The 16,201-nt window shown below is 67.4% G+C and carries 1 protein-coding gene (cut by a window edge); it reads left to right on the forward strand.

The annotated features are described in order from the left end of the window. On the forward strand, positions 1 to 16,182 hold the final stretch of the coding sequence (locus tag PW734_05395) for a hypothetical protein (GenBank protein ID MDE1170636.1). It extends 17,088 nt beyond the left edge of the window; only the last 16,182 of its 33,270 coding nucleotides appear in the window; its start codon lies beyond the left edge, outside the window; the stop codon is at positions 16,180 to 16,182. Positions 16,183 to 16,201: the final 19 nt, after the last annotated feature.

The raw sequence follows: 16,201 nt of genomic DNA on the forward strand, positions 1-16,201 counted from the left end.
TTCGTCAGCAACGGGGGGACAATCACCCTCACGGCGGGGCAAAGCCAGAATTACACGCAGTACGGCATGGTCGGGATCTCCGCCCAAAATGCCGGGCTCGGCACCCTGACGGTGAGCAACACGGGGACGGTCCAGATCAATCAAAGCATCTACTCTGTGGGCGCGGCTTTCGCCGGCATTCAGGCGTGGAGCTCCCTGACGAACAACACAAACGCCGTTCAGGTTTTTAATGGCGGGAGCATCTCCCTCACCTCCGCCGGTCACGGGGTGGAATCCGGCATCGATGCGGAGACGTGGGGAACGGGCGGCGTTTCCGTGCTGAATAACGGAAGCATCTCGATCAATAGCGAATCAGGAAACGGCATCGCCGCCCTCCAGAACAACACGGGCGCCACGGGCCTGGTCTCCGTCACCAATGGCGGGACGGTGACGGTGAGCAACCGCAGCAATACCCTTTCTTCCTACGGCATTCTGGCGGGCAACGCGGGCGCCGGCGGCGTCAGCTTGGTGGTGCTGGCGGGTGGCTCCACCACCCTCGTCGATTCCTCCTTCTATGCCGACTCGATCACCGGATTGAGGGCCTACAATAGTGCGACGACCTCCACGAGCGCGGTTTCTGTCTCCAACGCGAGCGCCCTGGCCATGACGGATACGGGGGCGGGCGGCACCATCGCCGTCGGCATCGATGCCAGCACGGCGGGGTTGGGAACCCTGAGCGTCCTGACGACTAACGTGACGGTGGCGGCTTACAGCGTCGTGGGCGCCGACAGCAACTCCGCCACGGCGGTGAGGCTGGCGCAATCCAACGCGGCGAACACGAACCAGCTGTCTTTCACCAACGGCGCTGGCGCCGCGCTCACGGTCCTGGAGACGAACGGGACGGCGACCGGCTACGGCGTCTACGCGACCAACGCGGGAAGCGGCGGCGTCAGCCTGGTCAATCTAGGCGGCATTTCCGGCACCAATACGGCGAACACCAGCCTGACGCTGGGGGCCTTGTACGGGATCTACGCCACGCAAACGGGCAGTGGCGTCCTGGCGGTCAGCAACGCGGGCGCGGTCACCATGCTCATGCAGGCGACCACCAACTCGGTCACGAACACGGCGGGCGGCATTTACGGCATCTACGCGCTCAACAACGGTTCCGGCGCGACCACGCTGAGCAATACGGGGACGGTCCAGGTCGCCTCGACCAACTTCAACTCCGCCAGCACGATGACGAACACGGCGGCCCTGGCGGCGACCAACGGCTCCACGGGGACGACGGGCCTGGTGAGCGTGGTGAACACCGGCGCGCTGACGAACACGGCGGGCAGCGGCTCGGGGGCCACGTACGGCATCTTCGCCGCCAACCGCGGCTCGGGCGGCGTTTGGGTGAGCAATCAGGGGGATATCGTCACGGGCGGCGGCGGCAGCGGCTACGGCATCTACGCCTGGGAGTCCAGCACCGCCTCCACGGCCTCCGTGCAGGTGAGCAACAGCGGGGCCTTCAGCCTGGGCAGCTACTTCGGAGGCACGAACATCGCGGCGATCAACGCCGGTGCGGGCGGCGTGCTCGTCTACAACACGGCGGCCTTGGCGAATACCAACGCGGGCGCCAACCACATCGGCATTCTCGCCCAAGAGAGCCTAGCCGGAGCGACCGGCTCCGTGGTGGTCAGCAATCTGGCGGCGCTCGCGGTGGGGCAGACCAGCTACGGATACAGTTCCACGATCATCGGCATCGATGCGGAGAACGCGGGCCTGGGCCAGACCCTGGTCTTGACGACCAACATCTCCGCCGGGGCCAATGGCCAGACGAGCAACACCGCCTCCGCCACGGCCATCCGCCTGGCCCAGTCCAACGCCGCCAATACGAACCAGCTGGCCTTTACCAACACGGCGGGGACGACGCTTTCCGTCCTGGAAACCAACGGGACGGCCACGGGTTACGGCCTCTACGCCTCCAACGCGGGAACCGGCGGGGTTTCCTTCGTCAACCAGGCGGGGGCGACGATCACGGCGTCGAACACCGGTACGGCGGTGGTGTATGGCGCGTATATTGTCTCCTCCGCCAGCGGCGCGGCGGCGGCTGTCACCAATGCGGGGACCATTTCGAGCTGGGGCTCAAGCAACAGCGTGGCGTTGGAGGTGGACAAGGCCGCCGGGGCGCTGGCCATTCTCAATACCGGCACGATTTCCGGGGGCGGAGCGGGCGCCAATTCCGGGAGCGGAATCGTCTATAACGCGATCGGGTCGGGGGCCGATGTCACGATCTCCAATGCGGGCACCGTTTCGGCCTATGGCGGCGCTTACGGATACGCAATCAATGCGGTCAACGCGCAGACGGCTTCCATCACCAATTCGGGAACGATGACCTCCTATGCCAATTGGTATGGCGGCGGCATCGCGGGCAATTCGACGAACAGTTTCTTCGTCGATAATGAGGGGACGCTCACCTTCACCGGGAAAGGCGGCTCGGCGATCACGATCAGCAGCGCCTCCGGCACGGCGACCGTGACCAATAATGGGACCGTCACCTCCAGCATCAGCCTCAACGGCGGCAGCGCCATCTCCGCGTCCGGCGCCGCGGTGAACGTCTATAACGGCGCGTCCGGCGCCGTGTACGGCGGGAGCAGCGTGGCGGGCATCACTTTCTACGGTATCAACGCCAGCAGCACGGGCGCGGTCACGGTGACCAACGCGGGCAAGATCGGCGTGGCGACGAACGCCCTGGCCAGCAGCGTCGGAGCGGCGATCTACGCCGCGGGCGCGGGCGCGGTGAACGTGTTCAACCTGGCGGGTTCCACCCTCTATCTAAAGGGCGTGACCGGGGGAACCGGCGCGATCTACGGCATCCAGGCGGTCGGCGGCGACACCCTGGCCGGGGGCGGCATTCTGGTGAGCAATGCCGGGACCGTTTCCGTGGCGGGCCAGGGCGGGAGCGCCTACGGCATCTCCGCTGCGAACACCAACGCGTCCGGCGTGGACGGCGTGACGGTCAGCAATGCCGCCGCCCTGGCGGTATCCGACACGAATGGCGCCGCCATCGGCCTGGACGCGCGGACGGCGGGCCTGGGGGGGGTCAGCGTGGTCACCACCGATATTTCCGTCACGGTTTCCAACGCCACCAACACCGGTGTCTTTGGCGCGGCGGTGCAGCTGGCGCAGCTGAACGCGGCCAACACGAATCAGCTCTCCTTCACCAACGGGGCGGCGCTCAGCGTGGTTTCCACCAATATCACCGCGGCGGGCTACGGCCTCTATGTCTCCAACGCGGGCACGGGCGGCGTGTCGATCGTCAACCAGTCCGGGGCGTCGATTTCCAACACGAATCGGGGCAGCGGCGCCGTCGTCATCGACGGCATTTACGCGGCGGGAGGCAACGGCGCCCTGACGGTGAGCAACCTGGGGAGTGTGGCCGCCCTTAATACGGGCGGCGGCGCCGCGGCGATCGACGCGGAGCACGCGGGCACGGGCAATGTGACCGTGGTGAACGCGGGCACGCTGGCCGCCAGCGGCAACGGCAGCTACGGCATCATCGCCAAGCAAAGCTCGGCGACGGGCAATGTGGTGGTCACCAATGCCGGCACCATCCAGGCGCCGCTGACGGTGGGCAGCGGCGTCACCTTCGGCATCGACGCGGAGAACGCCGGGGCGGGCAATATCCAGGTGGTCAATAGCGGCGTCATCAACGACGCCTCCGGCAACGGCATCCAGGCCCTGGCTTCCGGCAGCGGCGCGATCGACCTTCTCAACACCGGCTCCATCACCAACAGCCTGGTCAACCCGAATGCCTCCAGCTACGCTCTTTATGCTCAAAGCAGCCTGAGCGGGACTAACGGCCTGGTCCGCATCATCAACCAGGGGAGCTTGAGCGTGGCCGCTTCCTGGGGTGGAAGCGCTCTCGCCGGGGTGGGCATGTATGCGAGCAACGCCGGGACGGGCGGCATCTTCCTGGATAACCAGGCGGCCGGAAATATCCTGGTCAACGTGAGCGCGGGCAGCGGTTCCGCGGCCGGCGTCTATGCGAAGGAAACGGGCTCCGGCACGGTGACGGTGAGCAACGAGGGCCTGATCAATGTCACGAACACCAGCGTGGCGGGCGCGGCCGGCATCGACGCGGAAACGACCGGCACGGGCGCGGTCAGCGTGGTCAACACGACGAACGTCAGCGTTGTCAGTGCGCCCGCTTCCGGGGGGACGAATACGGGCAACGCCTACGGCATCTACGGGGCGTCGAGCAACGCCGCGGGAGGCCTGGTTTCCGTGAGCAACGCGGGGAACATCTCCCTGACGTTCAGCAACGCCTTCACGAATAACAGCACGGCGGTCGTGGGAGCCTATAGCTCCGGAACGGGCGGCATCGTCCTGACCAACACGGCCCAGTTGAGCCAGAGCAACGCGATCGTCAGCACCAACGCGATCTTCAACAGCGCCTCCATAATCGGCGTTTCCAACATGGGGTCCGGCACGGTCTTCGTGACCAATAGCGGGAAGCTGACCTCGGTCGGCAACTCCAGCATGGGCCTGTCGGTCGTCGGAGGCGCGGCGAGCGGAACCATCACGGTCAGCAACACGGGCGAGATCGCCGGTCCAGGAAATGGGATCCAGGTCAACGCCGCGGGAACGAATGCGATCAGCGTCTTCAACAGCGGCCTGATGAACGGCATGGGCTATAATCGCTGGGGCATTTATGTGGGGGCCAGCAGCAGCAACGCGGGCGCCGTGACGGTAAGCAACACGGGGAGCATCGGCACGAATTACGGTTCTGTATTCGGGGGCATCAACGTGATCGACGCGGCGACGAATGCCGCGGGGCCGGGGGTGCTGGTCTGGAACACCGGCACGCTGACCAATGGCTCTACGCAAGGGGCCGGCATCCGGGTGCTTTCCTCCGGCGCCCCGATCGTGATTACCAATTACGGGCAGATTTGGTTCGTGGCTACCGGGGGCATCATCATGGCCCAGAACTCCGGGGCGGGTGCCGTCACGATTTTGAACACCAACCAGCTTGTCGGCTCTGGCGGCGTCCAATCCGCCATCGACGCGGAAAACGTCGGGGCGGGCGCGGTCAATGTGACCAACAGCGGCGCGATTTATTTGAACACGAACAGCTACGTTACCGCCCCCTCCACCATCAGCACGAACTCGGGCCTCGCGGGCATCCTGGCGCTGAATCGCGGCACGGGCGCCACCGGCCAGGTGGGCGTGACCAACACGGGGGCGCTGCGGGTCCTGACAAACAACGTCACCAACGCCGTCTACGGCATCGAGGCCACCAATGGCGGCTCCGGCGGCGTCTATGTGACGAACGGAGCGGCGATCGGGGTGAGTAACCTCTCCGCCATCGATAGCGGCGCCGCTTACGGTATTTACGCCACGGGCGCCGGTTCCGGCGCGGTGCTGGTCAGCAACACGGGGGTTCTCAACGTGCTGAACACGAACACCACCAATGGCATGGCCGGCGATGCCGTCGGCATCTTTGCCACCAACGGCGGCTCGGGCACGGCCCAGGTCGTCAATGGCGCCTCTCTCTCTGTGACGAATCTGGCGGGTACGACGAACACGAATAATTTCGTGCGCGGCATCTATGCGGTGTCGGCCGGCGCGGTGTCCGTTGTCAACCAGGCCGGGCAGACGATCAGCGTGGTGCAAAACGCGGGAGGCAACACGCGAGGCATCGAGGCCTCCGGCAGCGGCGCCGCAGTCACGATCAGCAATGCGGGCACGGTCTTCGTCCAGGAAACCGCGGCGCTCGGGGACACGGTGGGCTTAAGGGCGACGGGCGGCACCAGCGGCCTGGTTTCCGTGACCAATACGGGGACTGTGACGGTGAGTAACGCGGGCAATTATTCCACGGTTGGCATTTATGAATCCGGCAGCGGGACGGTGAATGAGTATGCCCTGAATGCGGGGACTTTGGGCGTATACGGTCCTAGCGCATATGGCATTGGTCTTGCCGGATCCGGTTCTGGGACTGTGACTGCGAGTAATGCGGCGGCCGCTTCTATTGTCGCCTCTGGATCGAGCGGCGCGGGAATCAAGGTCATCAATAACTCCACCGGCACCAACGGCCTCGTCTCCGCGACGAACGCGGGAACGATCAGCATCTCCGGAGCGCTGGCGGGCATGTCCGGAACCAATAACGGCACCGGCGGCGTCAGCTTGGTCAACTTGGCCGGGGCCTCGATCACCGCGGCCAACGGCAACGGCATGGAGATCTACAACACCTCCGGCACCGGCGTCCTGACTCTCGATAACGAAGGGAGCATCGTCCGGACCGGCACGGGCGGCAGCAGCCTCTTCATCTCCAACACGGTCGCCGCCGCTTCCATTCAGATGACCAACGGCTCGACGTTGGACGGCGGCGGCGGGGCGGGGATGACGGTGACTTCCGCGGGCGATATCAACATGGTCAACCTGGCCACCGGTTCGATCACCGTGACGGGCGCGGGTATCGGCATGCGCGCGTGGGAATCGGGCGCCGGAACGCTGACGATGACCAACTTCGGGACCATCACGGCTTTGAGCGGGGCCAACGGCATGTATGCGGACAGCTACGGCGGCACCGGAGCGATCAGCATGCTCAACGCATCCACCGGCGTGCTTAACGTGGTCAACGGATCGGGCATTTACCTGATCAATACGAACGGGGCCCGCGCGATCACGGTGGAAAACCAGGGCCAGATTATCACGACCGGATCGGGCAGCGGCATCGTGGCGACCAATACGGTGGCCGGGGCGACGGTGGCGGTGACCAACGGCGGCGTCATCACGGTGGGAAGTGGCGACGGCATCCGGGTCGTCTCCGCGGGCGACGTCGGGGCGACCAATGCGGCCGGCGGCGTCATCAACGTGACGGGCAGCGGCGTCGGCATCCATATCATCGAGACGGGAACCGGCGTCATGAGCGTGACGAATGCGGGCAGCATCGTTCTGACCGGCACGGGGGGCACCGGCATCCTGACCACCAATCTCTATACCGGCACCGGCGGCTCCGACGGCACGACGAACACCGGCACGATCACGAACACAGCCAATTACGGCATCTACGCCGTGAATAACGACAGCGCGGGGGTTTCCGTCCTCAACAGCGGCACGATTGCTCTGACCAACGCGGCCGGGGTGGCCTACGGGATCTATGCCAGCGACGGCACCGGCTCCGGAGGGGTGACGGTGGTGAACGTCAACGCGATCGGCTCTTCCGCCGCGCCGCTGGCCGGTCAGGGCATCTACGGCATCGACGCGGTGGCCAACGGCGCTCTGACGGTGCGGAACGGCTCCTCCATCTATGTCCAGGACCTGGCGGGCAGCACGACGGCGGCGGTGGGCATCTCCGCCATCACGGCGGACGCCGCGAACGGGGCCGCTGTCCAGGTGACCAACAGCGGCACGCTGGTGGCGACGGGCAGCGGCGTCGGCGCCGTCGGCATCGACGCGCGGAACACGAACGCGGCGGGGACCGATCTGGTCAACATCTCCAACGCCGGCACGCTGACCGCCAGCGACAGCAACGGCGGCACGGCCATCGGCATCCGGGGCGAGCAGGACGGCCTGGGCTCCCTGGCCATCACGAACGCGGCCTCCATCGTCGCCGACGGCACGGGGGCGACCGGCATCCAGGCGATCCTCTCCAACGTTTCCAACAACAGCACGGTGAAGGTCTTCAATTACGGGACGATCCTGGCGACCGATCCCGGGGCGGCCTCCGTCGGCATCGATATCAGCGCGGAGACGGCCGCCGGCGGCGCTGCCCTGGCGGTCAACACCAACCTGATCACGGCCATCGGCGACGGCGGCGGGGGCATCGGCATCCGGGTGAGCTCCACGGGCGCCGGGGGGACGGCCCAGGCCACCAACACCGGGACGATCCTGGCTTCCGACACGAACGGCGGCGTGGCCTACGGCATCCAGGTTTCCGGCACCCAATCGGCCGTTCTGAGCGCGGTCAATAGCGGCCAGGTCGGCCTTGCCACCAATGCGATTTCCGGCAGCGGCAGCGCGGGCATCTATGTCAGCGGGCCGGGAACGGCCACCATCACTAACCAGGCGGGTGGCTCGGTCTACGTCCAGAACGCGGCGGGCAGCACCAACGCCGCCTATGGCCTGCGGGCGGAGACTTCGGACAACAGCGGCACCCGCTACACGGCGATCACCAACGCGGGGACGGTGACGGTGATCGGCAGCGGCGGCGGGGCCTACGGCCTCTATGCCCGGAATTCCAATCCCGTTGGCTATGCGGCGACCTCGATCACCAACACGGGCACGGTCCTGGTGATCGACACCAACGGAGGTTCCGCGATCGGCATCTACGGAGAGCATGGGGCGGGCAGCCACGCCTCCCTCTACAACTACGGCGCGGTGACGGTGACGGCCAACGGCGCCTCGGCGATCGGCCTTTACGCCAATGCGCCGACGAACGGGGGCACGGGCCTCCAGGTCGTCACGAATATGGCCAACGTCACCGTCACCAACACGAAGGTGGGGGGCTCGGCGATCGGCATCACGTCCTACAACTTCGGCGGCGGTGGCAGCGACGTGGAAAACTTGGGCGCCACGAATGCGCTGACCGTCGTGGCCAACGGCGGCGGGGCGACGGGCATTTCCAGCGTCAATTACAACGGCAGCAGCCTCGCGGGCGCGACGAACGGCCAGGCCATCACGGTGAAGGACATCGGCGGCGGCAGCGCGATCGGCATGACAGGCTCGCCGCTGGTGAATCTGGCCGGGGGCAGCATCACGGTTTCCGCGACGAATGCGGGCAACGCCTACGGGCTCTATCTTAACGGCTGGAATGGGTCGTCGCTCCAGTCCAATTACGGAACGATCTCCGTCCAGGCCGCCGGAACGGGCGAAAGCGCCGCGTTTTTCGGCTTTGGCCAGAGCGACATAAGCAACGGGCCGGTGGTCTCCCTGGTCAATCAAGGCACGCTCCTTTCCAGCAATACCGGCGGTGCGGCATATGGCATCGAGGCCAACAAGGGCCTTAACAGCGCCTACTACACGGGGGCGAGCACGGTCACCAACGGGGGTTTCATTGGCACCGCCTCCAACGCCATTGCGGGCGTCAACGCCACCGGCATTTACCTGGGAGTCAGCCAGGGCAGCGGCTATGTCCTCAACCAAACGACCGGCTCGATCATCGTCCAGGATCTGGCGGGCAGCACCCAGGCGGCCTACGGCATCAACCTGCGGGCCCTCTCCATCGCGGGCATCCTGTGGGCCAGCAACGGGGGCTCGATCGTGGTGACCGGCAGCGGGGCGGGCGCCTACGGCGTGGCGGCGGTGAACACGGGCTCCGCCGGGACAAACAGCGTGCAGGCCAGCAACAGCGGCACGATCGTGGTGAGCGACACCAACGGCGGCACGGCGGTGGGTCTCTACGCGGAGAACGAGGGCGGCGCGGGGGTCCGGGCGGCGAACTACGCCGGGGGCACGATCCAGTCGACCGGCTACGGCATTGAGGTGGTGAACTTTACCGGGAACAATTCCCCGGTCGGCATCAATTACGGGACGATCACGATGTCCGGCGCCGGCACCGGCATTTATGCGACGAACGCCGCGGCGGGCATCAGCGCCTACGCGAGCAACGCGGGGACGATCACCGTGGTCGACGGCATGGGCCTCTATAGCGCCAGCTCGGGCAATCCGGCCTACGCGCAGAACCTGGCCGGCGGCGTCATCAATGTCACCGGGACGGGCATTGGCGTGGCTGGGATCAACACTGGCGCCCACAGCGTCTTCCTGACCAACGCGGGGACGATCAACGCCGCCACGGGCGCCACCGGCATGGCCGTGCTCAACGGGACGACCGGCAACGCCAGCGTCGTCAACGCGGCGGGCGGCACGGTCAACTTCACCACGAACGGTGTCGGCATCAAGATCGTCAACAGCACGAACGCCCCGCAGCTTCTGGTGGACAACGAAGGCTCCCTCCTGGCGGGGGCTTCCAACAATGGCACCGGCGTGCTGGTGTCCAACACGACCAGCGGTTCCGCCGTGGCGGTGACCAACGGCGGCCTGATCCAGATTTCCGACGGGGTGGGCGTCGATGTCGCCTCCGCCGGCAGCGGCAGCGTCAGCAACGCGGCCTCGGGAACTATCTCCGTTACCGGCTCCGGCATCGGCGTCCGGGCCGTGGAGAGCGCCTCCGGGACCTTGACGGTGACCAACCTGGGTCTGGTGGCCGGATCGGGTTCGGGCGCCATTGGCCTTTATGCCCGCAATGACGGTTCCGCCGGAGCCTCCCTGCTTAACGGGGCGGGCGGCGTGGTGGCCGTCTCCGGCGGCGGCGTCGGCATGGAGGTGGCGAACACGAATGGCGTTGGTCCGCTTGCGGCGACCAACCTGGGGACCGTGACGGTCAGCAACGCCGCGGGCACAGGCATCCTGGCCACCAACACGGTGGCGTCGGCTTCGACGGCGGTGACCAACGCCGGGACGATCAACGTCCTGGCCGGCGGTGTCGGCATCGGCGTGGCCAGCACGGGCCAGATCACCATTTTGAACACGGTCGACGGCGCGCTGAGCGTGACCAACGGCATCGGCATCCGCGCCTACGAGCTGGGCGATGCCTCCCTGGCCGTCAGCAACCTGGGCGCCATCACGGTGGCCGCCGCCGGGGGCGAGGCCATCGGCATCGACGCCGAAAGCTGGGGCCTGGGCGCAGTCAGCGTCCTGAGCACGAACATTACCGTCTCCTCCACCGGCATTGGCGGAGGCTCGGTCACGGCGGTGAAGATCGTCCAGCACAGCACGAACAACGCCGTCCAGCTCGTCTTCACCAATAGCAGCACCGTCACCGGCACGGGCAGCGACCAGGTCGTCGGCATCGACGCGGAGGGGATGGGCACGGGCGGCGTCCAGGTGGTCAACGCGGCCGCCGGGGCCATCACGGTTTCCAGCACGGGCGGGACAGTCACCGGCATCAAGGCCTATGACGCCAGCGCGGCGGGCGCGGTGGCCGTGACCAACGACGGCGCGATCGGCGTCACGGCGACCGACGGCTCCGGCGCCGTCGCCATCGACGCGGAGAACGGCGGCTTGGGCACGATCAGCGTGGTCAACAACACCGACCTGACCGTCCGCAGCCTTTCCAGCGGCGGTGCGGTGGGCGGCGCCACGGGTATCCGCCTGGTTCAGCGTAACGCCGCCAACGGGAATCTTCTCTCTTACACGAACGCCAACGTCATCACCCTGGTGGAGACCAACGCCGCCGCCAACGGCTACGGCGTCGTCGCCACGAATCAGGGCACGGGCGGGGTCAGCCTGGCCAACACCGGCACGATCACCGGCACCAACGTGGTGACGGCGGACGCGGCGGGCGCCACGCTCTACGGCCTCTCCGCCACGAACGCGGGCGGCTCCGGCGCGGTGGCGGTGAGCAACGGCGGCACGATCTCCCTGGCCGCCGTTGGCGCGGGGACGAGCAACTACGGCGCGGCCTCCGTGGCCATCGACGCGGAAAACCGCGGCACCGGCGGGGTGAGCGTGACCAATTCCAGCGTCCTGGCCGTGCGGGGCGCGGGCGCGGGCGCGATCGGCATTCAGGCGGTGGAAACCGGCCTGACGGGCAACGTGGCCGTGACGAACAGCGGCACCATCCTGGCCTCCGACACGAACGGCGGCGCGGCCTACGGTATCTACGCCAAGAACACCGGCACGGGCGACATCGACATCCTCAACACCGGCCAGATCGGCCAGGCCGGGGCGGCGATCACCGGCAACGGCGGCGCGGGCATCTACGCCAGCGGCAACGGCTCGATCACTCTGAATAACCAGGGGGCGATCGTCGTGGCCGCCGCGACGGGCTCCACCAACGCCGTCTACGGCGTCTCCCTGACCACCGCCGATACGGCGGGCGGCGACATCGTCATCACGAACGGGGCCGCCGTCAACGTCACCGGCAGCGGCGCGGGCGCGGTCGGCATTCTGGCCCAAAACACGAACACGACGGGGACGGGCTCCATCTTTGTCACCAACTCCGGCGCGCTGACGGCCACCGATTCCAATGGCGGCTCGGCGGTGGCCCTGAGCATCACCAATATGGGCGACGGGGCGGTGACTCTCTCCAACAGCGGCACCATCACCACGGCTTCCACCGGCTCCGGGGCGGTCGGCATCGAGGTCTACGCCTACGGCGCCATTAACATCGTCAACACGGGGAACATCAATTCCAGCGGCGCGGGAGCCTACGGCATCTATGTGGCCAGCGCGGGCGCGGGCGACATCCAGACCACCTCCACCATCACGATCAACGGCCAGACCACCTACGGCATCTACGTGGCCAGCGTCGATCCTGTCCGGGTGACGAACACCGGCTCGATCGTCGCCTCCGACCCGGGCGAAAGCTCGGTCGGCATCAATTCGGAAACCACCGGCACGGGCGGCGTCTACCTGCTGAACACCAACACCGTCGACGCCATTGGCGGCGGGGGCGGGGCCATCGGCATCCGCGCCCTGGACAGCAACACCGGGGCGACGGCCCTGGTCGACGTGACCAACACGGCCGCCGTGAGCGCCCTGGATATCGACGGCGGCGCGACCATCGGCGTCTACATGGAGAACGCGGGTACGGGCGGCCTCCTCTTCGCCAACAGCGCGGCCATCACCGTCACCAGCGCGGGCGCGACCAACGCGGGCGGGGCCACGGGCATCTACCTCCTGCAGTCCGCGACGAACAACGCCAACCAGATCGCCTTCACCAACGACAACACCGTCACCCTGGTGGAAACCAATGCCACTGCCGCCGCCTACGGCATCCAGGCGATCAACAAGGGTACGGGCGGCGTCCTCCTGGTCAACAACGGCACCGTGCAGGGGACCAACACCTCCAGCGTGACGGCGACCAACGGGACGCTCTACGGCCTTTCCGCCTATAATCAGGGCGGCACGGGCGGCGTGGCGGTGACGAATAACGGCACCATCGACCTGGTCAACGAGGCGACGGGGGCCAACGGCTACGGCGCCTCCTATGGCATCCAGGCGCTCAACGGCGGCCTGGGCTACGTCAGCGCGGTCAACCTGGGCACGATTCACGTCCAGGGCCAGGGCGCGGCGGGCATCCTGGCCTACAATACCAACGCCAGCGCGACGGGCGTGGTGAGCGTCTTCAACGGGGGCACCATCACCGCGGAGGACCCGGGCGCCGTCTCCATCGGCATCGACGCGGAGAACAGCGGCACGGGCGGCGTGGTCGTTATCTCCACCAACGCCATCGTCTCGATCGGCGGCGGCGGGGGCGGCATCGGCATCAAGGCGGTGGAGAGCGGCGCCGGAGGAAATATCGTGGTGACGAACGCCGCCTCCATCTCGGCGGGCGATCCGGACGGCGGCAGCGCCCTGGGCATCCTGGCCCAGCAGGCGGGTTCCGGCACGGTGGGCATTCTCAACACCGGCACTATTTCCGCCACCTCGGCAGGGGCCTCCGCCATCGGCATCCAGGCCGGCAGTGCGGGCGGCATGGTCTTCGCCGAGAACCAGGGAACGATCACGGCCGCCGATACCAACGGCGGCACGGCCCGGGGCATCGCCCTGACCGCCACGGGCGCGGACGGCGCCGTGGCCCTCAACGACCTGGGCGCCAGCATCTCCGTCAGCAACGGCCAGGCGGTCTCCGTCGTCTCCTCCAACGTCGGGGGCAGCGCGGTGGCGACCAACTTCGGCACGATTTCCGGCGCGGGCACGAGCGACGGCTTGGCCCTAAGCGGCGCGGGCACCCTGTGGGCGACGAACGGCGGCACGATCACCGTGACGAACGGCGCGGGTGTCACGCTGAGCCACTCCTCGGCCACGGGCAACTCCCAGATTCTCAATGGCGGCGTGATTTCTTCCTCCGCCGCCGGCGCGGTCCTGGTCCAGGGCGTGAGCGCGCAGGGCGCGGGGGCGGGCAGTGTCCTGGTCGTCAACCAGGCGGGCGGCCGGATCGAGGTTGCCGGTTTGGGCGGAGGGGCCGACGGCATCCTGGTCGGAGGCAGCGGCGCGGGCACGGTCGTGGCGACCAACCTGGGCGCGGTCACGGTCCTCGACACGAACGGCGGCGTCGCCTTCGGCATGCGCGCGGTTTCCTCCGGGGCGGGCCTGGGCAGCCTTTACAACGCGGCGACGCTGGCGGTCACCGGCTCCGGTTCCGGCACGGACGGGGCCGTCGGCCTGGGCGCCTTCGGCTCCGACAGCGGGGCGGTTGCGGCGACCAACGCGGGCGCCGTGACAGTCACCAACGCAGGCGCGGGCGAGGCGGCGGGCCTGGTGGCCCAAAGCACCGGCACGGGCCAGGCGCAGGCCGTCAACGCCCCGGCCGGCACCGTCACCGTCCTGGGCAACGGAGGCGGCGCGGCGGGCCTCCGCTCCTACGGCGGCCTGAGCGCGGCCCTTGTCAGCGTGACCAATGAGGGGCAGGTGGCGGTGGACGACTCCAGCGCGGCGGCGGTAACCCTTTACGGCGTCGACGCGGCCACGCAATCCGCGGGCGGCATCGATGTCCTGAACACCGGGACCATCACGGTGGGCAGCGCCCTGAGCGCCGCCTCCACCGGCACGGTCTACGGCCTTGCCGCGCAGGCGGCGGGGACGGCCCCGATCAACCTGAGCAACCAGGGCGCCCTGAACGTCTACGGCCGGGGCGGCACCGCCTACGGCATGTATGCCTATTCGGGCGGCGGCGGCACCATCAGCCTGGTCAACACCGGCACGATCAACGTCGACGGAACCGGCACGCTCTACGGCATGTACGCCAGCTCTACCGGGGCGATCAGCATCTACACCAGCGGCAACATCAGCGTGGCTTCCGGCGGCATCGCCATCGCGGCGGGCGGCTCGGTCGATTCCGCGATCACCGTCATCATCAGCGGCTCGCCGACGATCAACGGCATCATCAACGGCAACACCTCCGTGACGGCGGGCCAGGTCCCGACGTCCAGCTACCTGCAGCTCAATCTCACCGGCATCACCACGGAGCAGGCCGCCGTGGCCAACGCCTACCTGAAGGACCACCCGAACAGCGGCACCCTGGTCATCAACGGGGCCACCTATTCCTACGAGAACTTCACCGGAGCCGGGGTGAACACGAACGCCGCCGTGCCGGTGATCAATCCGCAGCTCCAGGACGTGGTGAAGACCATCAGCCGCACCGCCCTGACCGACCTGACCTTCCAGGGCATCACGCTGGCCAACCGCCTGGACATGGTCCGCATGGGGCTGGCCGGGGGCCGGATCGACTGGAGCGGGCTGAACCTGGTCGACGCCGACGACCCGCTCCTCTCCCAGGTGGCGGGCCAGCTCTACGCCTTCAACTCCACCATCCCGCAGGAGGCCACCCTGGCCGACGTGCCCGACTATGTGAACGAGATCGAGTTCGAGAAGCAGCAGCGGTGGGGCGTCTTCCTGACCGGCAACGCGATCCTGGCCAGCCAGAGCGGCAACGCCAGCCAGCCCGACGTCGACGCGACGACCCTCAACTTCACCGCAGGCGTCGATTACCGCCTGACGAAGGAGTGGACGCTGGGTCTCTTCGGCTCCTACGGGCGGACCACCGCCAGCCTGGACAGCTACGGCAGCCGCCTGAGCGAGAACAGCTACCGCATGGGCCCCTACGGCAGCTACACCCATGGCGACTGGTACGTGAACGGCCGCGGCTACTACGGCTTCTCCAGCGCCACCTCCCAGTCGGTCCTCCCCGGCACCGGCCTGGTGGCGAACGGCACTCCGGACGGAGACCAATACGGCGTCGCCTTCGACACCGGCTACAAGTTCCACGCGGGCAACTGGACTTACGGCCCGATCGGCGGGCTCCAATACACCCACATCAATATCAACGGCTACGACCAGACCGGCGCGGGCACGCTTAACCTGACGGTGGGCGACCAAAAGGTCGACTCTCTCATCGGCAGCCTGGGCGGCCGTGTCGCCTATGACATCAAGACGACGTGGCGGCGGATGATCCTGCGGCCGGAAATCGACGTGACCTGGCAGCATGAGATCATGGACGACAACCAGGTGGTCGGCGTGGCCTTCGCCAACAATAGCTCCTCCTCCGTGGTGGTGAACACCGGCCAGCTCCAGCGGGATTCCGCCGTGGTCGGCGGCGGCCTGAGCGCGGTCTTCGACAACGGTTCCGTCCTCTTCCTGCGCTATGACGCCCAGGTCGGCGTGGACGATTACCTGGCCCAAAGCATCACCGGCGGCCTCCGCATCACCTTCTGACGTTTTTTTCTTAAGAAAA

Source organism: Verrucomicrobium sp. (genome assembly GCA_028283855.1).
In the GTDB taxonomy this organism is placed as follows: domain Bacteria; phylum Verrucomicrobiota; class Verrucomicrobiia; order Methylacidiphilales; family GAS474; genus GAS474.